Origin of the sequence: Falsiroseomonas algicola, from assembly GCF_011040385.1 — a bacterium.
In the GTDB taxonomy this organism is placed as follows: domain Bacteria; phylum Pseudomonadota; class Alphaproteobacteria; order Acetobacterales; family Acetobacteraceae; genus Falsiroseomonas; species Falsiroseomonas algicola.
On sequence record NZ_JAAIKB010000010.1, the window covers coordinates 126966 to 144839 of the forward strand.

General features: G+C 71.2%; 18 protein-coding genes. 5 read left to right on the forward strand and 13 right to left on the reverse strand.

What is annotated here, in order from left to right:
* Positions 1-206: 206 nt before the first annotated feature.
* Positions 207-1361 carry a helix-turn-helix transcriptional regulator gene (locus tag G3576_RS21975; RefSeq protein WP_164696584.1) on the reverse strand — a complete coding sequence of 385 codons (1155 nt, stop codon included), beginning with the start codon at positions 1359-1361 and terminating at the stop codon, positions 207-209.
* A gap of 117 nt (positions 1362-1478) precedes the next feature.
* Here G3576_RS21975 and fdhD point away from each other — a divergent pair, with 117 nt between their 5' ends.
* From fdhD to G3576_RS21990, 4 genes are all read left to right on the forward strand, one after another.
* Entirely contained in the window at positions 1479-2411 is a 933-nt protein-coding gene (fdhD, locus tag G3576_RS21980) for a formate dehydrogenase accessory sulfurtransferase FdhD (protein ID WP_456237352.1), read from the forward strand.
* On the forward strand, positions 2401-3039 hold the full coding sequence (gene mobA / locus G3576_RS21985; RefSeq protein ID WP_164696585.1) for a molybdenum cofactor guanylyltransferase MobA: 639 nt from the start codon (positions 2401-2403) through the stop codon (positions 3037-3039). The genes fdhD and mobA overlap by 11 nt, the downstream gene beginning before the upstream one ends.
* 169 nt (positions 3040-3208) lie before the next feature.
* Positions 3209-3334: a hypothetical protein gene (locus G3576_RS32370; protein WP_268888564.1), complete on the forward strand. Its 126-nt coding sequence runs from the start codon at positions 3209-3211 to the stop codon at positions 3332-3334.
* Between the two features lie 16 nt (positions 3335-3350).
* Complete coding sequence (locus G3576_RS21990) at positions 3351-4412, forward strand: C45 family peptidase (RefSeq protein WP_164696587.1); 1062 nt, start codon at positions 3351-3353, stop codon at positions 4410-4412.
* A 170-nt stretch (positions 4413-4582) separates the two neighbouring features.
* Here G3576_RS21990 and G3576_RS21995 read toward each other — a convergent pair whose 3' ends face one another.
* The 12 genes from G3576_RS21995 to G3576_RS22050 form a co-directional block, all read right to left on the reverse strand.
* Positions 4583-5830, reverse strand: a complete 1248-nt coding sequence (locus G3576_RS21995; RefSeq protein WP_164696588.1) for a molybdopterin molybdotransferase MoeA — start codon at positions 5828-5830, stop codon at positions 4583-4585.
* A 6-nt stretch (positions 5831-5836) separates the two neighbouring features.
* Positions 5837-6361: a molybdopterin-guanine dinucleotide biosynthesis protein B gene (mobB, locus tag G3576_RS22000; protein WP_456237353.1), complete on the reverse strand. Its 525-nt coding sequence runs from the start codon at positions 6359-6361 to the stop codon at positions 5837-5839.
* 82 nt (positions 6362-6443) lie between these two features.
* Positions 6444-7475, reverse strand: a complete 1032-nt coding sequence (locus G3576_RS22005; protein WP_207622972.1) for a formate dehydrogenase subunit gamma — start codon at positions 7473-7475, stop codon at positions 6444-6446.
* Between the two features lie 16 nt (positions 7476-7491).
* Positions 7492-8088, reverse strand: a complete 597-nt coding sequence (gene fdh3B / locus G3576_RS22010; RefSeq protein ID WP_164696592.1) for a formate dehydrogenase FDH3 subunit beta — start codon at positions 8086-8088, stop codon at positions 7492-7494.
* An 18-nt stretch (positions 8089-8106) separates the two neighbouring features.
* The gene (locus tag G3576_RS22015) at positions 8107-11031 is read right to left on the reverse strand and encodes a formate dehydrogenase subunit alpha (protein ID WP_164696593.1); all 2925 of its coding nucleotides are present in this window, start codon (positions 11029-11031) and stop codon (positions 8107-8109) included.
* Positions 11032-11049: 18 nt separating this feature from the next.
* Complete coding sequence (locus tag G3576_RS22020; protein ID WP_164696594.1) at positions 11050-11274, reverse strand: twin-arginine translocation signal domain-containing protein; 225 nt, start codon at positions 11272-11274, stop codon at positions 11050-11052.
* A 26-nt stretch (positions 11275-11300) separates the two neighbouring features.
* The gene (locus G3576_RS22025) at positions 11301-11900 is read right to left on the reverse strand and encodes a TorD/DmsD family molecular chaperone (RefSeq protein WP_164696596.1); all 600 of its coding nucleotides are present in this window, start codon (positions 11898-11900) and stop codon (positions 11301-11303) included.
* A gap of 132 nt (positions 11901-12032) precedes the next feature.
* Entirely contained in the window at positions 12033-12668 is a 636-nt protein-coding gene (locus G3576_RS22030; RefSeq protein ID WP_164696597.1) for a DUF3306 domain-containing protein, read from the reverse strand.
* Positions 12665-13180: a DUF3305 domain-containing protein gene (locus tag G3576_RS22035; RefSeq protein ID WP_164696599.1), complete on the reverse strand. Its 516-nt coding sequence runs from the start codon at positions 13178-13180 to the stop codon at positions 12665-12667. Before G3576_RS22035 ends, G3576_RS22030 begins: the two co-directional genes overlap by 4 nt.
* Before the next feature lie 157 nt (positions 13181-13337).
* A complete protein-coding gene (locus G3576_RS22040; protein ID WP_164696600.1) occupies positions 13338-14390 on the reverse strand; it encodes a DUF6352 family protein in 1053 nt (350 codons plus the stop codon).
* Positions 14387-14950 (reverse strand): DUF6505 family protein, encoded by a 564-nt coding sequence (locus tag G3576_RS22045; RefSeq protein WP_164696602.1) that lies wholly within the window; start codon positions 14948-14950, stop codon positions 14387-14389. The genes G3576_RS22040 and G3576_RS22045 overlap by 4 nt, the downstream gene beginning before the upstream one ends.
* Positions 14947-15669, reverse strand: coding sequence for a biotin/lipoate--protein ligase family protein (locus G3576_RS22050; protein ID WP_164696603.1), 723 nt, complete (start codon positions 15667-15669; stop codon positions 14947-14949). Before G3576_RS22050 ends, G3576_RS22045 begins: the two co-directional genes overlap by 4 nt.
* A gap of 110 nt (positions 15670-15779) precedes the next feature.
* On the opposite strand from G3576_RS22050, the gene G3576_RS22055 reads away from it, so the two are divergent.
* Positions 15780-17825 (forward strand): 4Fe-4S binding protein, encoded by a 2046-nt coding sequence (locus G3576_RS22055; RefSeq protein ID WP_207622973.1) that lies wholly within the window; start codon positions 15780-15782, stop codon positions 17823-17825.
* The last annotated feature ends 49 nt before the right edge of the window (positions 17826-17874 follow it).

The following is a 17874-nucleotide window of genomic DNA, read 5'->3' on the forward strand; positions in this document are numbered from 1 at the left end:
TGCGGAGACGTCTCAAATAAGAAATCCGCGACCTGTCCGGCTGAGCGCAGCTCCGCCCGCGATGGCTGGAACATAACGGGAAAATGGTGGCAATGCCAGCGGAAAGCGGCGGCAACCGCGCGGGCCGGGTCCGCAGGCCCGTTCCATGATCAAGGGCACGACGACCATCCCGACCCGCCGCCGCAAGCGGCTGTCGGCGGGGCCCCTCAGCCCGTCAGCCGCGCGAGCAGCGCCGTCAGCTCCGCCTGGTGGCGGCAGCCGGTCTTGCGGCGGATCGCCGCCAGGTGGCTCCGCGCCGTCGTCACCGCGATGCGACGGGCCTGCGCGTGCTCCGTCACCGTCTTGCCGGCCGCCAGCGCCGCCGCCAGCGCACCCTCCGCCGCGGTCAGGCCGAAGGCCTGGCGCAGCAGCGGCGCGCGCGGCCGCGGCCGCTGGTCGTCATCCGTCACCAGCAGCATGACGCCGGTGAAGCCCTCCGGCATGCCCAGTGCCTCCAGCCGGCTCAGCGGCAGGACCTGCACCAGCCAGGGCGCGCCGCCGGACCGGCGCGGCAGGGTCAGGCCGGCGGCGTCCGGCATCATCTTCACCTTGCCATCCAGCGCCAGGATGGCCGCGCCCACGCCGCGCGCCAGGGATTGGCGCGCCTGCGGGTCGAAGGAGCTCAGCCCGCCATCCTGCACGAAGGACAGGCCATCATCCTCCGCCACCATCATGTCCAGCGCGGGGTTGGTGACGATGGCGCGGCGGTGGCGGTCCAGCAGCATCACGCCCTGCCGCAGCGCCGCGAAGCCGGCCCTGAGCGCCCGCACCTGTTCCCAGCCCGCCGCCGCCAGCCGCGCCTCCGCGACCAGGGCGCGGCGGATCATGGCGTAGTAGGGCCGCAGCATCTCCTCCTCGGTGCGGGAGAAGGCGTCCGCCCGCATGGAGCGATGGAAGGCGATGCCGCCCACGATGCCGCCCGGCGCATGCACCAGCGCCGCCATGCAGTTGAAGGCGCCGTCGCGCGGCGCCGCCCATTCGTTCCAGATCGGCGTCCGCCGGAACAGCTCCGGCGCCACGACCCTGGCCATGTTCAGGATGCCGTCCGGCGCCTGCGCCGCCGCCTGCGCCCAGGGGTCATGCTTGATCCAGAAGCGGCCATATTCCGCCATCACTTCCGGCGCCGTGTTCGGGCTGCCCTCCGACCGGCTGTCGCGCGGCGTGCCATGCGCGAAGCGCATCAGGTGGACCGCATGGGTGCTGGTGCCGAGCCGCCGGGCCAGGGGCACCAGCGCGCTGGCGATGCTGCGACCGTCCAGGACCGCGGCGTAGAGGTCCAGCGCAAAGGCATCCGGATGAGGCAACTCGGGGCGGATGATCACCAAACGAGAATAGCACTATGCCCGGTCCCTGTTACAGAGCGAAAAGCGCGCCCCGGTGGAACGAACGCGGCCCTCCTCCCGCAGCCAGTGCCGGAACCTGCCAGGGGCGATCTCCGCTTGCAGGCACAACGCCCGCACCCCACCCTCCGCGACATGACCGATACGCCACTTCGCGTGCAGCCCGACCCCGCCGATCCGCGCCTGACACGTCGTGTCACGGGGATCGATCACCTTGGCCAGCCCATCGAGACCAGCGTCACCGTCGAACGCCCCCTGACCCTCTACCTCAACGGGCAGGAGATCGTGACCATGATGACCATCCTCGACCGGCCGGAGGACCTCGCCATCGGCTACCTGCTGAACCAGGGGATGCTGAAACGGCAAGACCGGATTGCCGCTATCGACTATGACGAGGATCTCCAGGTCGTCGTCGTCCGCACCGACGCCAGGACGAACTTCGAGGAGAAGCTGAAGAAGAAGACCCTCACCTCCGGCTGCGCCCAGGGCACCGCCTTCGGCGACCTCATGGAGGATTTCGCGAGTGTCCGGCTTCCGGTGTCAGCCGAGCTGCGGACCTCTTGGCTCTACCGCCTGCTGCACCGGATCAACACCCTGCCGAGCCTCTACCTCGAGGCCGGCGCCATCCATGGCTGCGCCCTCGCCCGCCAGGACCAGCCCATCGTCTACATGGAAGACGTCGGCCGCCACAACGCGGTGGACAAGATCGCGGGCTGGATGTTCCGCAACGGCGAAGGCCCGGAGGACAAGATCTTCTACACCACCGGCCGCCTGACCTCGGAGATGGTGATCAAGACCGTCCGCATGGGCATCCCCATCCTGGTGTCCCGGTCCGGCTTCACCGCCTGGGGCGTCGAGTTGGCGCGGGAGGCGAACCTGACCCTGATCGGCCGCTGCAAGGGCAAGCGCTTCGTGGCGCTGGCCGGGGAAAGCCGCATCGTCTTCGACGCCGACCCCGCCTATGTGCCGGAGGAAAGTGCCAAGCACTGGCGCAAGAACAGCGCGGAGGCGATGGGTGCCGATGCGGAGTGACACGCTCGCGGTCATCCTCGCCGGCGGCCTGGCGCGGCGGATGGGGGGTGGCGACAAGCCGCTCCGCCTGGTGGCCGGCCGCCCGCTGCTGGACCACCTGCTGGACCGGCTGCGCCCGCAGGTGCCGGCGGTGATCCTGAACGCCAATGGCGATCCGGCGCGCTTCGCCACCTATGGCCTGCCCGTGGTGGCGGACACGCTGCCCGACCATCCGGGGCCGCTCGCCGGCATCCTGGCGGCGCTGGACCATGCCGCGGCAGCGCATCCCGGCCTGCCCTGGGTGGTGTCGCTGACCGGCGACGCGCCCTTCATCCCGCTCGACCTCGTGGCGCGGCTGCATGCGGCGCGCGAGGCTGCCGGCGTGCCGCTCTCCTGCGCCCGCTCCGACGGCCAGACCCACCCGCCGATCGGCCTCTGGCCCGTCGCGCTGCGGCACGACCTCCGTGCCGCGCTGCTGGGGGGCGAGCGCAAGATCGACCGCTGGACGGCGCGCCATGGCTGCGCCCACGCCGATTGGGACACCGTGCCCTACGACCCCTTCTTCAACGCCAACGCCCCGGAAGACCTTGCCGAGGCCGAAGGCATCGCCCGCCACTTGCAAGTCGGCAATGTTGCAACGATAGAGTGAAAACTGCGGGCCGGTCAGCCGACCGGCCCGAGCGCCCGGATGGGCGCCGCCGCTCACGCGGCGAAGCCAAGCAGGCCGGAGGCCTGCGCCCGGCGTCTGAGGGCCCTTGAGCGGCGACGCGAAAGGGCATTTGGTATGGTTGTGTCGCGCTTCTGGGGAGAACGCCCGCATGAAATCCGTCCTGACCGGCGCCCTCGCGGCGATCGTCATCGCCATCGGCGCCTATGTGGTGCTGGACAAGAACTTCCAGCGCACCGCCGACCAGCGCTTCACCACCGAAGGCGTGCGCCTCTGACCTGACAGGCGGGGCCATGGCGCTTCGCCGCATCCCGCTGCTGGATGCGCGCGCGGAAACCCACCCCGCCGCGGCCACGGCCGCCGCGCGCCACGCCGACGTCCAGGCGATCCTCGCCATCGCCCGCCGCCGCCACACGGCCGCCGGGCTGCGGCTCGGCGATGCGCTGTCCCGGCGCTGGCTGGCGCGCAACGCCACGCCGCTCGGCGCGGAGATCGCCGCCGTCGCCCGGCAGATCGGCCGGCCGGGCGCCCATCTGCTGAACCTCTCCTACGAATGGGGCTGCACCTGCGGGGTGGAGGCGAGTGGCGAGCCCGTCATGCTGCGCGTGCTCGACTGGCAGATGGACGGCCTCGGGGAGGCGCTTTGCGTCATCCGCCAGGCCGGGCCGGCGGGCGAATGGTGGCACATCGGCTGGCCGGGCCTGGCCGGCACCATCACCGCCCTGGCGCCCGGGCGCTTCGCCGTCGCGATCAACCAGCCGCCGCTGCCCCTGACCGGCCTCGGCGCCGCGGCGCGGGCGCGCGGATTCTGCCTCGTGGGGCTGGCGTCGGATTGGGTGGCCTCCCGCCCCGCCCTCTGGCGCAGCCGCGCCTTGCCGCCCGCCCATCTGCTGCGGATGGTCTGCGACACCGCCCCCGATTTCGACACCGCCCTCGCCCTGCTGCGGGATACGCCGCTCGCCGCCCCCGTCGCCTTCACCCTGGCCGGGACAGCGCCGGGCGAGGCCGCCTGCATCGAGCGCAGCCCGGATGGCCACGCGTTGCGGCGCGCGCCGCGGGTCGCGGTGGCGAACCATTGGGACGGGCTTGGCATTCCGGGCGCGGCCCGCTGGATGGAAAGCGGCGCGCGCCAGGCGATGATGGCGGGGGTGGTGGAGGCGGGCCTGCCACCGGGCCTCGCCTGGCTGCGCCCGCCCGTGCTCAACCGGGGCACGCGCCTCGCCGCCGTGATGCGCCCGGCCTCCGGTCGCCTTTCGGTGGCCGGCTTCGCGGGCGAGCGGCCGGTGACCGAGCTTCTGCACCTCGCCGCCGGCGCGCCCGACCTGGCTCGGCAGGACGAGTCCCTGGCCGCCTGATACCAGCGGACCGGTCACTTGACCGGTCCGAGCGCCCGAATGGGCGCCGCCGCCCATGCGGCGAAGCCAAGGAAACCGGAGGTTTCCGCGTCACGCCGCAGGCGTGCCTTCGGCACGACGCGTCTGAGGGGGCCCTGAAGCGGTCACGCGAAAGGGCCGTTGGTATGACGTCAGAAGACCGCGCGGAAGGGCAGCACGCGAACCTCGTCGCCCGGGGCGACCGCCGTGATGTCCTCCGGCAGTTCCGCGAAGGCGTCGGATTCGGTCAGAGAGGTCAGCAGCCCCGCGCCCTCCCGCGCGTATTTCCGGGCCACGGGAAGGCCCTCCCCGAAGGCCAGGCGGATGCGGACATACTCCCGCCGCCCGGCCTTCTTGCGATAGGCGAAGTCGGCCCTCGCGCTGAAACGCGGCAGGCTTTCAGGCGCGGCGCCCGCCAGGCGCAGGACCAGCGGCCGCGCCAGGTGCAGGAAGGTGACCACCGCCGCGACCGGGTTGCCCGGCAGCCCCACCACAGGCACGCCTTCGACGACCCCCATCGCCGCCGGCCGCCCCGGCTTGATGGCCAGCCGCCAGAAGACCAGCCGCCCGCCCTGCCCGATCGCGGCCTTCACATGGTCGGCCTCCCCGGTCGAGACGCCGCCCGAGGTCAGCAGCAGGTCATGCGCCCCTGCGGCTCGCGCCAGCGCCGCTGCCGTCGCCGCGGGCTCATCCGGCAGGATGCCGAGGTCATGCGCCTCCACCGGCAGGCCCGCCAGCAGCGCCAGCAGGGTGAAGCGGTTGCTGTCATAGGTCTGCGCCGGGCCAAGCGGCGCGCCCGGCTCCGCCAGCTCATCGCCCGTGGAGAAGACGCCGACCCGCACCTGGGGCCGCACCGGCAATTCACGAAAACCGAGCGCCGCGGCCAGCCCGATCTCCGCCGGGCCGAGCCGACGTCCCGCCGGCAGCGCCAGCCCGCCGGTCGCCACATCCTCCCCGGCCGGGCGGCAATTGGCGCCGCGCTTCAGGCCGGGCACCAGCACCACGGCGCCGCCTTCCTCCCGCGCATCCTCCTGCATCATGACGGTGTCGGCACCGGGCGGCATGGGTGCGCCGGTGAAGATGCGGATGGCGGTGCCGGGCGCGATCGGCGCCGCCGCTTGGCCGGCCTGCAGGCGGGTGGCGATGGGCAGGCGGGTCTCGGCGCCCTCGACCAGGTCGGCATGGCGAAAGGCGTAGCCGTCCACCGCCGAGTTGAAGAAGGGCGGCAGCGGCGAGCTAGCGCGGAGGTCCTCCGCCAGCACCCGCCCGACCGCTTCGCGCAGCGCCACGCGCTCCAGCCCCTCCGCCGGCGGGATGCGCGCCTCGATCAGCGCCTGCGCCTCCTCCACGGACAGGAGGGGCCCGCCGAAGGCGAAGCAGTCATCGCTGAGTTGCGCCATGGCCCCCTACCGCCCGAGAAAATCCCCCAGCGCCATCGCATGGGCCAGCACCAGATCGGTGATCGCGTCGATCTCGTCCAGATGCGCCCAGGGAAGATCGCCGCCGGGCGGCGGCACGTCGGACGCGATGGCGGCGATGTGCGGGTCCTCCGGGTGCAGCCAGGGCTTGCCGTTGGCGCCGCGATGCACCTCGATCTTCGGGTGGTGGTCGCGCTTGAAGCCCTCCACGATCACCAGATCCACCGGCGCCAACTGGGCCAGCAGGTCGCGCAGCGGCGGCTCCGTCGCGCCGCGGTGTTCCGTCATCAAGGCCCAGCGATGGGCGGAGGCCACCAGCACCTGGCGGGCGCCGGCCGCGCGATGCTCGTAGCTGTCCTTGCCCGGGCGATCGATGTCGAAGGCGTGGTGGGCGTGCTTCAGGGTGGAGACGCCGATCCCGCGCGCCGCCATGGCGGGGATCAGGCGCGTCATCAGCGTCGTCTTGCCGGCGCCGCTCCAGCCCGCCAGTCCGATCAACCGCGTCATGCTCATGCATCCAGACATGAAAAAGGCCCGCCAAAAAAAAAGGCCGGCGCGGGGCTTGCCCGGCCGGCCTGGTTGGTAGGGCGCGGGATCAGTCCGCGCCAGCGGCCTTGGCGCCGGCGGGGCCGCCGATGGTCTCCCGCGCCTTCGCCATCTCCTCCTCCACCCAGAGGGAGTGGTGTTCCTTCGCCCAGTTCAGGTCCACCTCGCCCGAGCCCATGGCATCGAAGGCGCCTTCCATGCCGACGGAGCCGATGTAGATGTGGGCGATCATGGCGGCGACCATCAGCACGGACAGCACGCCATGCACGATGTGCGCCAGCTGCATCCCCGCGATGTCGGTGACCGCGAAGGGGAAGATCAGGATGTAGCCGGAGGCCGCGACCAGCGCGCCGCCCAGCACCGTGATCCAGAACACCATCTTCTGCCCGCCGTTGAAGCGGCCGGATTCCGGATGGTTGTGGCCGCGGCCCAGAAGGCCACCGCCGGCCTTGAACCAGGCGACGTCCACCTTGTTCGGGATGTTGTCCTTCACCCAGACCAGGAACAGCAGGACGATGCCCAGCGTGAAGGGGAAGGCCAGATAGTTGTGGGCGATCTTGCCCCAGAGGCTGACGGCCGTGAACGCCTCCGGCCCGATGATCGGCAGCAGCAGGTAGCGGCCGAAGGTCAGGTTGAGGCCGGAGAGGCCCAGCACCACGAAGGAGGTCGCCGTCATCCAGTGGGCCGCGCGCTCGAACCCGTTGAAGCGCTTGATCGTGCGCCCCGCCGGCCCGGCATCGATGCGGATGCGGCCCTTGGACAGGTAGAAGATCGCCAGGATCGCCAGCATGCCGAGCACGGCGATGCCGCCGACCCAGGTCAGCGTCTTGTTGTGGAAGTCCCGCCATTCCCGGCCTTCCGGCTGGATCAGGCTGGCGGATTGCGCGTCGGGGATGGAGACGCGCCCGGCGATGCGACCGCCGTTCAGCGCCTTCATCAGTTCCAGCTCATCGGCCGAGCCGGGCGTGGTGATCGGGTTGCTCGGCGTGCCCGTCACGGGCCCGCCGATCTGCGCCAGCGCGGGCGTGGCGAGGCTGAATGCCATCGCCGCCGCCGCGACCAGCCTGCTGATCCTGTTCATCGTCATCCTCCCAGGATCAGGCGCCGACATTCTCGCGATACGCCGTGCGCCAGCCCCAGGCGCCCGCGCCGTAGCCGCGCTTCGACACACGCTCCCGGTAGATGGTGGCGATCATCTCGCCATCGCCGGCCAGCAGCGCCTTGGTGGAGCACATCTCTGCGCAGAGGGGCAGCTTGCCTTCCGCGATGCGGTTCGAGCCGTACTGCGCGTATTCCACCATCGTGCCGTCCTGCTGCGGCCCGCCGGCGCAGTAGGTGCACTTGTCCATCTTGCCGCGGCCGCCGAAATTGCCGACGCGCGGATATTGCGGCGCCCCGAACGGGCAGGCGTAGAAGCAGTAGCCGCAGCCGATGCAGAGGTCCTTGTCATGCAGCACGATGGCATCCGCCGTCGTGTAGAAGCAGGACACGGGACAGACGGCGGCGCAGGGCGCGTCCGTGCAGTGCATGCAGGCCATGGAGATCGAGCGTTCGCCGGGCCGGCCGTCATTGATGGTGACGACGCGGCGGCGGTTGATGCCCCAGGGCACCTCATGCTCGTTCTTGCAGGCGGTGACGCAGGCGTTGCATTCGATGCAACGGTCGCTGTCGCAGAGGAACTTCATCCGAGCCATTGGTTCTGTCCCCCCTGATCAGGCCGCGCGGATTTGGCAAAGGGTGACCTTGGTTTCCTGCATGAAGGTCACCGGGTCGTAGCCATAGGTGGTGATGGCGTTGACGCTTTCGCCGAGCACGATCGGGTCCGTGCCCTGCGGGTAGCGGCGCCGCTGGTCCTCGCCCATGAAGTGGCCGGCGAAGTGGAAGGGCATCCAGGCCACGCCGCGGCCCACGCGCTCCGTCACCATCGCCTTCATCCTGGCCTTGGACTGGTTCTCCGGACCCGTCACCCAGACCCAGCCGCCATCGCGGATGTTCCGCGCTGCGGCATCAGCCGGGTTGATCTCGACGAACATGTCCTGCTGCAGCTCGGCCAGCCACTTGTTGGACCGCGTCTCCTCGCCGCCACCCTCGTATTCGACCAGGCGGCCGGAGGAGAGGATGATCGGGAAGTCGGCCGCCACCTGGTGGCTGCGGTTCTGCACCGTCACGCCGAGATGCGGCATGCGGAAGCCGCGGCGGTCCGGCAGCGTCGGGTATTGCGCGATCAGGTCGGTGCGCGGCGTGTAGATCGGCTCGCGATGCACCGGCACCGGGTCGGGCAGGTTCCAGGCGACCGCACGGGCCTTGCCGTTGCCGTAGGGCACGCAGCCATGTTCCATGGCCACGCGGATGATGCCCATGGACAGGTCGGTGGCCCAGGAGAAGTTGCCGCCGTTGCTCTCGATCCAGCCCTTCTCCTCGGCGGTCAGGTCGTCATACCAGCCGAGGCGACGCAGCACCGCCGTGGTGAATTCGGGGTAGCCGTCCTCGATCTCCGACCCCTTGGACCAGCTGCCCTCGGCCAGCAGCGTCACGCCGTTGCGCTCCACGCCGAAGCGCGGGCGGAAGGTGCCGCCGCCATCCTTCACGTGCAGCTGCGTGTTGTAGAGGATGTGGCTGCCCGGGTGCTTCCACTCGGCCTTGCCCCAGCAGGGCCAGGGCATGCCGTAGAACTCGTTCGCCACCGGCGTGCCGGCGCGGCCGCGCAGCGTCACCAGGTCGAACTTGTCCTGGTGCTCCATGTGCAGCTTCAGGCGTTCCGGGGACTGGCCGGTATAGCCGGTGGACAGCGCACCGCGGTTGATCTCCCGCAGGATGCTCTCCGCCGTCGGCGCGTTGTCCTTGACCTCGAAGGTCTTGAAGATCTCGGCCTGGAAGCGGATCGCCTGGCTGCTGCGCTCCGCCGCGCGATCGAGCGCGCCGCAGAGGCGGTACATCAGCTCGTAGTCGTTCTTGGATTCGAAGATCGGGTTGACGACCTTCGAGCCCCACTGGACGGAACGGTTGGACGCCGTCCGGCTGCCATCGCATTCGAACTGCGTCGAGATCGGCAGCAGGTAGGTATTCTCCCGCCGGTTGCCGAGCACCGCGAAGGTGGTGGGGTGCGGGTCGGCCACGACCAGCAGGTCCAGCGCCTCCAGCCCCTTCACCGCTTCCGGCATGCGGGTGACGGTGTTGCCGCCATGGCCCACCACCAGCATGCCCTTCACGCGGTCACGCTGCTGGATCTGGTCCTTGGGCAGGGTGATGGCATCGAAGTAGCGCGTGGTCGGGATGCCCGGCGTGGTCATCATGGCCGGCGTGTCGAAGCGCGCCACCATGTCCTCGTAGCGCACGTTCCAGACGCGGCTCCAGTGACGCCAGGCGCCCTCGTCCAGCCCGTAATAGGCCGGCAGCGTGCCGACATCGAGACCGAAGTCGGTCGCGCCCTGCACGTTGCAGTGGCCGCGGAAGATGTTGGCGCCCGTGCCTTCCAGGCCGACATTGCCGGTGGCCAGCAGCAGGATGGAGAAGGCGCGGACGTTCGCGGTGCCGACCGTCTTCTGCGTGGCGCCCATGCACCAGATCAGCGTCGCGGGCTTCTCCGTCGCGAAGGTCTGCGCGACCTTCTTCAGCTGCTCGCCCGGCACGCCCGTGACGCGCTCGACCTCGGCCGGCGTCCACTTCGCCACCTCGGCGCGAATCTCATCCATGCCGTAGACGCGCTGGGCGATGAAGTTCTTGTCTTCCCAGCCATTGGCGAAGATGTGGTGCAGCATGCCCCAGATGATGGGGATGTCCGTGCCCGGGCGGATGCGGACATAGTCGGTCGCATGCGCCGCCGTGCGGGTGAAGCGCGGATCGATGACGATCAGCTTCGCCCGGTTCCGCTCCTTGCCGCTCAGCACGTGCTGCAGCGACACGGGGTGCGCTTCCGCCGGGTTCCCGCCCATGATGATCATGGTCTTGGAATTGCGGATGTCGTTGTAGCTGTTCGTCTGGGCGCCGTAGCCCCAGGTATTCGCCACGCCCGCCACCGTCGTGGAGTGGCAGATGCGCGCCTGGTGATCGACGGAGTTGGTGCCCCAGAAGGCCGCGAACTTGCGGAAGAGGTAGGCGCCCTCGTTGGAGAACTTGGCGCTGCCCAGCAGGAACATGCTGTCCGGGCCGCTCTCCGCCCGGATCTTCATCATCCGGTCGGCGATCTCGTTCAGCGCGACGTCCCAGCTGATCCGCTGCCACTGCCCGCCGACCAGCTTCATCGGATACTTCAGGCGGCGGTCGCCATGCGCGAGTTCACGCACGCTCGCACCCTTGGCGCAATGCGTGCCGCGGTTGATCGGGCTTTCCCAGGCCGGCTCCTGGCCGACCCAGACGCCGTTCTGCACTTCCGCCGTGACGGTGCAGCCGACGGAGCAGTGGGTGCAGATGTTCTTCACGCGCTGGATGGGCCTGGACAGGTCGGCGACGCCCGTCGCCGCCCCCGTCTTCACCTGCGCGCGGGCCGGCCCGATGGAGCCCAGCGCCGCGAGCCCCGCGGCGCCGAAGCCGGCCTGGCGGAGGAAGCTGCGGCGGTCGAGCCCGCCGGAGGAAAGGCCCTGATAGGCGGCGGCCAGGCGCTGGCGCGCGGCCTTGCCTTCGGAACGCTTGATCAGCATGCGTGCGTCCTCCGGTTCTTATTCGTAGCGGTTGGTGCGGTAGAAGGCCTGCACATGCGCCGAATCCGCCTTGTAGCGGGCGGCCAGGCGCTGCTGCTCATTCTCCTTGCGCGCATCGCGCGAGGGCACGCTGTCCGCGCGCTGCGCCAGCGCCGGCGTGGCGGCGGCAGCGGCCGCCGTGCCCAGGCCCAGCGCCTTCAGGAAACCCCGGCGGATGGACTTTTCCGTCCCTTGTTCGCTCATGATCACAGACTCCCGGTTCGAACCCATCAGGCTGGCAAGTCGGCTGCCGCGGCCTCGATCTCGAAGGCGGTGCGGCCAAGCCGGCCGACCGCCCGATAGAATCCCGCCTTCTCCGCCCGTTCGAGGTCGGCGAAGAGCCGTCCGACCCAGGGGCGCATGTGGCGGGTGAAGAAATCGTTCGCCTGCTCCGGCTCCGCGCCGAAAGCGCCGGCGATCAGGCCGGCCATCACCTCGCAGACGAAGGCGACATGGTCTTCCGGCTCCGCGATGCCCTCGGCCTTCTCGACGCCGATGCGCGCGAGGTCGCCGCGCAGATCGGCGAGCGGCCGTTCATGCAGGAAGCCGGTCAGGTAGTAGGAGGCATAGGGCAGCAATTCGCCGCGGCCGACGCCGATGAAGAGGTCGAAGAACTCGCGCTCCGCCGCTTCCGGCGTGGTCGCCGCGGCGGCGGCGGAAATGGCCGCATAGGCCTCCCCCAGCTCGCCCGGCCCATGCGGCAGCAGCTTCAGGCGGGCCAGCAGCGCGGCGTCGGGCGCATGGCTCAGCAGGCGGCCGAGCAGCGCGAACAGCCGCGCACGCTCCGCATCCACGGCATCCAGTGCCTTATGGCCTTCCCCGTCAGTCATCCGCCGTCACGCATCCCCAGGAGTGGTCACCTACCGGATTCCGCCACTTCCTGCCAGAGCGTACCAAGTCTTTCGACATTATCCAACCGCCACGATCGGATTGCGGCAACAACCCGGTCACGATCGGCGATCTCAGGCCGGCAGCGCGCCGCCATGCCGCCGGCGCGGCGCGGGGGGCGCCTCGGGCTCCGGCTCGGGCGCCGGCAGGGCGGGCGCGGGGGGCGCCTCGGCCAGGGAGATGCCAGGCGGCACCATCGCGGGCGGCTCCGGCGCCATCGCCATCGGCGGCTCCGGCAGGGCTTCGAGGAGCGGCTCGGCCGCGGGCTCGGCCGGCTTCTCCTCCTCCACCTCCCCGATCGCCTGGGCGAGCAGCTTCCGCACATCCCCCACCAGCTCGCTGGCGAAGCCCGCGGGCAGGCCGCCCGGCGTGTTGAAGTCCCACTGGTATTCGACCGGGCCGATATAGTCCCGGATCGCCGGGTCCAGGCTCCACATCCGCCGCAGCGCCGCCGATCGCAGCGCGGCCGGGATGCCGGGGCGGAGGAAGGGCGCGAGGTCGCTGGTCACCGACAATTCCTCGATCGGCGGCAGCGTGGAAAGGTCGATCGGCTCCATGCCCGGGATGGGGCAGGTGCCGGATTTCGCCACGGGGGCTGGCTCGGGGGCGGGTTCCGCCTCGATCTCCGCGGGCGGCGGCGCCTCCGCCTCCAGCCCCCGCTTGCGGCGGGACCAGCGGCCGAGGAAGCCGGGTTCTTCCGTGCCGCTCATTCCTCCGCCTCCGGCACGCGCCTGGCGAGTGCTTCGGGGTTCGCCTGGTCCCGCTTGCGCTTGTAGAAGCCACGCTCCCGGTGGTGGCGGGCGACGAAGTCGGTGGCCAGGGCGCGCAGTCCTGGCGGCATGGGCAGCGCCTCCAGCAGGTCCTGCCCGACATCGGCGTGCAGATGCGCCTCCCCGGCATCGACCGTCACGGATTGCAGCGCCATGCCCGGCTCGGCCTCGGTCGGGCGCAGCAGCACCCAGACCAGGGGCTGCGCGGATTCGAGGTTGTGCTTGTAGTTGTCGGTGTCGGTGGGGTGCATCACCACCTCCGCCGTGCCGGCGAAGAACAGGGCGCGGCCGCCCTCCTCCCGCAGCTTCGTCCAGGCGGGCACGGGGGGCGCATCCTCCAGCACCTCCACCGCCTGCCAGACATGGTCCACCCATTTCGTCACGCCCGGCCGGCGTTCCGCGATGACGGCGACGGGGATCGCGATGGCATCAGGGTGGCGCGGCACGCTCATGCCAACGGCCGCTTGCAGCGACTCGTTGGCATTTTTTTCGTGCCCTCAAGAGCCGGGCGCGCGCTCCGCGCGCTTGGCTCGCCGCATAGGCGGCGGGCCGCATTCGCGGCCTCGGCCGGCTTCGCCGGCCGCAGGGCAACCCATCGTGCCGTCGGCATCACGCCGCATCCTCCCTCGCCCGCAGCGGCAGCCCGGCGACCAGGTTCTGCGGCTTGAGGCGCAGCTTCTGCGCGGCATCCATGGCGACCGCCAGGTACACGGGCTTGCCCGCCACCCGCGGCAGCACGCGGGAGGCCTCCGCGAAGTCGAGCACGCCGAGCCAGATGATCCGCGCCAGCCGCGCCTGCTTCACCTTCTTGCCCTGCCAGAGGTCGTTGGCGATCGCCGTCGCCTCCGCATCCAGCCCGACATGCCAGGTCCAGTTGTGGTCCTCGATGACGGGAACGGGGCGGATCGAGACCTGCTCCCCGATCACATGGCCGATGAAGCGTTCCAGCGCGCGGGCCAGCCCGTGCTGCCCGGGCCGCCCTTCGGCGATGTCGAGCGCGAAGTCATGCGCATCGGACCGCCCGGCATAGAGGTGGCCGTTGTCTTCCGACAGCACGTCGATCTCGACCTCGCGCGGCTGCGCGCCGGCTTCCACCAGCAGCTGGCCGAGCGCGCCATAGCCGCCATCGCCGCCCTTGTGGTCCAGGATCTCCTCATCCGCCACCAGCAGCGCGCCCTGGTGGATGGCCACGCGCTGGGTGCGGAACAGCAGTTCGCCGGCGCGCAACGTGAAGGGATCGCCCACGCCCTCCAGCGCGGACCGCACCACGAGGTGGGTCAGCATCTGCAGGAAGATGGGCGGGATGCCGCCGACGCCCTGCCGGTACAGTGCCAGCCAGGCGGCTTCGAGGCAGGGCTCCGCCACCACGCGATCCCGGAACCGGAGAAAGACGCGGAAATTCTCCTGCGCATCGGCATCGGCCAGCGCCGCGATCTCCGCCTCGCTGACCGCCCGCATCGGCTCCGCCATCAGCGAGGCATGCAGCGCCCGCTCCTTGTCGCAGGCTTCCTCCGGCGGCACCAGTTCCGGCCGGGCGCAGAAGGCGCGCCAGAGGTCCGGCGTGCCATGGATGCGCCCCGCCTCGTCCCGGTCACAGAGGTGGTGGCCGGAGGCGACCCAGAAATCGCCGGGTGCGAGGCCCGGGGGCGTGTTGCCGCTCATGCGCGGTCACCCCCGCGGTTGCCAAGATTCATCAGGTCCGGCCGCTCCACGGGTTCATCCTCGCCCTCCACCGTCACCATCCCGAAGACCGGCAGGGCGTTGAAGCTGGTATGCGGCGTGTCGCGCAGGTGGAGCGTGCGGAAGCGCTCCCGCACCTCGCCTGCCTCCAGGCTGCGGGACAGCGCCAGCACGGTGCCGACCTCATGCCCCTCGCAGAGGCTTTCCGCAAAACCGATTTCCTCGAGCGCCGCGGCGCGCGCCGTGTCGTCATCGGGGGCGCCGTGGCGGGTCCGGATGTGCCGGGCGAGCGCCGCCACCGCCGCCTCCCGCTGAACCGAGGTCGCGGGCGCCACTTCCACCAACGTGGACCAGCCGAAGCTGGACAGCCCGAGGAACCCGCCCCGGAAGGCCTGGCGCCGCTTGCCCGCCATCCCGGCGGGATCCTCGTCCCAGAACTCGAAGGCGCCGGCGACCGCCCATTCCCCGGGCTCCGCCGCGGGGTCGAAGATCACGGTGTCGGAGGGGTCGAGCCGCAGGGTCCGCGGCAGGCGGCCGCTCATGCCGGCGCCGCCAGCGCATCCAGCAGCCCGTGGCGGGACCGCGCGCCGCCTTCCTCCAGCAGCAGGTCGCCGCTGGCCGGGTCGATCCCCCGCCGCGCCTCCCCCATCCAGTCCTGCCTGGCGAGACGCGCGAGGTACCGTTCCGCCATGCGGGAGAAGCCGGAACCCGGCCCCGTCCGCTGCCATTCCGCCAGGTTCGCCATCAAATGCCGCGCCCAGGCGGCGGTCAGATGCGCGGCGGAGACCTCCTCCTCCGACCAGCCTTCCTCGAAGATCGCGGTCTGGTGCAGGCCGTGGCCGGGCTCCCAGCCGCGGGGGAAGGACAGCCGTGCTTCCACGCCCAGCACCAGCCAGGCGGGCTCGGCCTCCTCGGTGGCGCCAGGCGGCCAGGCGAGGCGGATGCGCCCGACCTGGCCTTCATTCACCAGCACCCGGTCCGGCCAGTGGAAGGTCAGCGGCACTTCCGGCGGGCCATAGGCCGCCAGCGCATCGGCCAGTGCGCTGGCGCCGGCGAAGATCGCGCCGCGCGCGGCCGCCAGGGGCATTTCGGGTTCCAGCACCACCGCGGCCTCGATCCGCGAGGCCGACCGCACCCACACCAGCGTCCCCGCGCCATGCTCCGGCGCCAGCGCCACGGCGCGGGACAGCGCGTCCCCGCCCTCGCGCAGGGCGACGACCGGCTCGAACAGGCTCGGCAATTCGGGCAGTTCTGACGCCACGGCTGGCTCGCTTCCTCCGTCATCCCTCGCATCGGCGAGAGGACGCGCATATATGCGCGGCCTGTGCCCGGGCCTAGACCCGGGGAAAATCGAGAGCGCCCGGGATAGAGATGACCGCCACCGCCGCCAGCAACGGGCGCACCACCTTCGTCTGTTCCTGCGAGGACACGATGCCGCTCGACGGCCGTGCCATCGCCCGTGGCTGCGCGACCGCCCCCCGCATGGCCGAACAGCTCTGCCAGGCGCAGCTCGACCGCTTCCTGGCCGCGCTCGGGGAGGATCGCCCCGTCACCGTCGCCTGCACCGCCCAGGCGCCGCTGTTCCAGCAGGAAGCGGAGGCCGCCGGCTTCACCCGCGACCTGTCCTTCGTGAACATCCGGGAGACCGCCGGCTGGTCCGATGACGCGAAGGCCGCAGGCCCCAAGATGGCGGCGCTGATCGCCGCCGCCGCCGTGCCCATGCCCGCCACTGCCCTGATCCCCTTGAAGAGCGAGGGCGTGACCCTGGTGCTGGGCCGGGACGAGACGGCGCTGACGGTCGCCGCCCGGCTGGCGGAGACGCTCGACGTCACGGTGCTGCTGACCGGCGGCACCAAGGTCGCGCCCCTGCGCAGCGCCGACTTCCCCGTCGCCCGCGGCCGCGCCCGCGCCGCCACCGGCTGGCTCGGGAATTTCGAGGTCACGGTGGATGGCTACGCCATGCCCCGCCCCTCCTCCCGCGCCTCCTATGAATGGGGCCCGGCGCGGGATGGGGCGACCAGCCGCTGCGACGTGCTGGTGGACCTGACGGGCGGCACCGCGCTGTTTCCGACGCACGAAGTCCGGCAGGGCTATCTCCGCGCCGATCCGGCCGATGCGGCGGGCATCGAGCGGCTGGTGGCGCGCGCCCGCGACCTGGTCGGCGAATTCGACAAGCCGCGCTTCGTGACCTTCGAGGCCTCGCTCTGCGCCCATTCCCGCAACCGCCGCACCGCCTGCACGCGCTGCCTCGACCTCTGCCCGACCGGCGCCATCACGCCGGGCAGGGACAGCGTCCTGATCAGTGCCGAGATCTGCGCGGGATGCGGCGCCTGCGCCGCGGTCTGCCCGACCGGCGCGGCGCAATACGCGCTGCCTTCCTCCGAAGCCCTGCTGAGGCGGGTCCGCGCGCTGCTGCTGACCTATCGCGAGGCCGGCGGGGAAGCGCCTGTGGTGCTGGTGCATGATGCCGAGCATGGCGAGCCCGTGATCGATGCCCTCGCCCGCCACGGGGATGGCCTGCCGGCCCGCGTGCTGCCGCTCCGCGTGAATGAGGTCTCGCAGCTCGACCTCGCCTTCTTCCTCTCGGCCTTTGCCTGGGGCGCGGCGCAGATCCGCGTGCTGATGAAGGGCAGGCGCGCGCACGGCGCCGAAGGCGTCTTCCGCAACATCGACTACGCCACCACGGTGCTGGCCGGCCTGAACGTGCAGGACCACGGCGCGCCGCGCGCCGCGGCGATCGAGACGGACGACCCCTTCGCGATGGGGGAGGCCTTGCGCGCCCTGCCCCGCCGCGGCCTGCCCTTCCCCCCCGCCACCTTCGCCGCCATCGGCCAGCCGCGGGAGATCCTGCGCCAGGCCGGCCGCGCGCTGGCGGAAGGCGCGGAGCGGCGCGAGGCCGTGATCCCCATGCCGGCGCTCGCCCCCTTCGGCATCGCCAAGGTCGAGACCAGCGGCTGCACCCTCTGCGTCGCCTGCACCACCGTCTGCCCGACCGGCGCGCTCTCCGCCAATCCCGAGAAGCCGCAGCTCCGCTTCCTGGAAGACGCCTGCGTGCAATGCGGCCTCTGCGCCACGACCTGCCCGGAGAAGGTCATCACGCTGGAACCGCGGCTCAACCTCTCCCCCGCCAGCGCGCAGGTGCAGGTGGTGAAGGAGGAGGAGCCCTTCTGCTGCGAGCGCTGCGCGAAGCCCTTCGGCGTGAAGAGCCAGATCGAGCGCGTCTCCGCCAAGCTGACCGCCAGCGGCCACTGGATGTTCCGGGACGGCAAGCAGCTGGCTTTGCTCCGCCTCTGCGAGGATTGCCGCGCCTTCGCGGCGACGGATGGCAGGATGGACCCCTATGCGGGGCCGGAGCGGCCGACCACCAAGACGACCGAGGATTGGCTGCGCGAGGCCGAGCGCGCGAAGCGGCAGTAGCGACGGCGCGTTGTCCCGGGGAAGGCGCCGCCTTCCCCGGACCCCATCC

Coding starts and splice junctions, on each gene's coding strand:
- mobA (WP_164696585.1), top strand. CDS start 2,401: ATGCGGAGTGACACGCTCGCGGTCATCCTCGCCGGCGGCCTGGCGCGG.
- G3576_RS32370 (WP_268888564.1), top strand. CDS start 3,209: ATGAAATCCGTCCTGACCGGCGCCCTCGCGGCGATCGTCATCGCCATC.
- G3576_RS21990 (WP_164696587.1), top strand. CDS start 3,351: ATGGCGCTTCGCCGCATCCCGCTGCTGGATGCGCGCGCGGAAACCCAC.
- G3576_RS21995 (WP_164696588.1), bottom strand. CDS start 5,830: ATGGCGCAACTCAGCGATGACTGCTTCGCCTTCGGCGGGCCCCTCCTG.
- mobB (WP_456237353.1), bottom strand. CDS start 6,361: ATGAGCATGACGCGGTTGATCGGACTGGCGGGCTGGAGCGGCGCCGGC.
- G3576_RS22005 (WP_207622972.1), bottom strand. CDS start 7,475: ATGAACAGGATCAGCAGGCTGGTCGCGGCGGCGGCGATGGCATTCAGC.
- fdh3B (WP_164696592.1), bottom strand. CDS start 8,088: ATGGCTCGGATGAAGTTCCTCTGCGACAGCGACCGTTGCATCGAATGC.
- G3576_RS22015 (WP_164696593.1), bottom strand. CDS start 11,031: ATGCTGATCAAGCGTTCCGAAGGCAAGGCCGCGCGCCAGCGCCTGGCC.
- G3576_RS22020 (WP_164696594.1), bottom strand. CDS start 11,274: ATGAGCGAACAAGGGACGGAAAAGTCCATCCGCCGGGGTTTCCTGAAG.
- G3576_RS22025 (WP_164696596.1), bottom strand. CDS start 11,900: ATGACTGACGGGGAAGGCCATAAGGCACTGGATGCCGTGGATGCGGAG.
- G3576_RS22030 (WP_164696597.1), bottom strand. CDS start 12,668: ATGAGCGGCACGGAAGAACCCGGCTTCCTCGGCCGCTGGTCCCGCCGC.
- G3576_RS22035 (WP_164696599.1), bottom strand. CDS start 13,180: ATGAGCGTGCCGCGCCACCCTGATGCCATCGCGATCCCCGTCGCCGTC.
- G3576_RS22040 (WP_164696600.1), bottom strand. CDS start 14,390: ATGAGCGGCAACACGCCCCCGGGCCTCGCACCCGGCGATTTCTGGGTC.
- G3576_RS22045 (WP_164696602.1), bottom strand. CDS start 14,950: ATGAGCGGCCGCCTGCCGCGGACCCTGCGGCTCGACCCCTCCGACACC.
- G3576_RS22055 (WP_207622973.1), top strand. CDS start 15,780: ATGACCGCCACCGCCGCCAGCAACGGGCGCACCACCTTCGTCTGTTCC.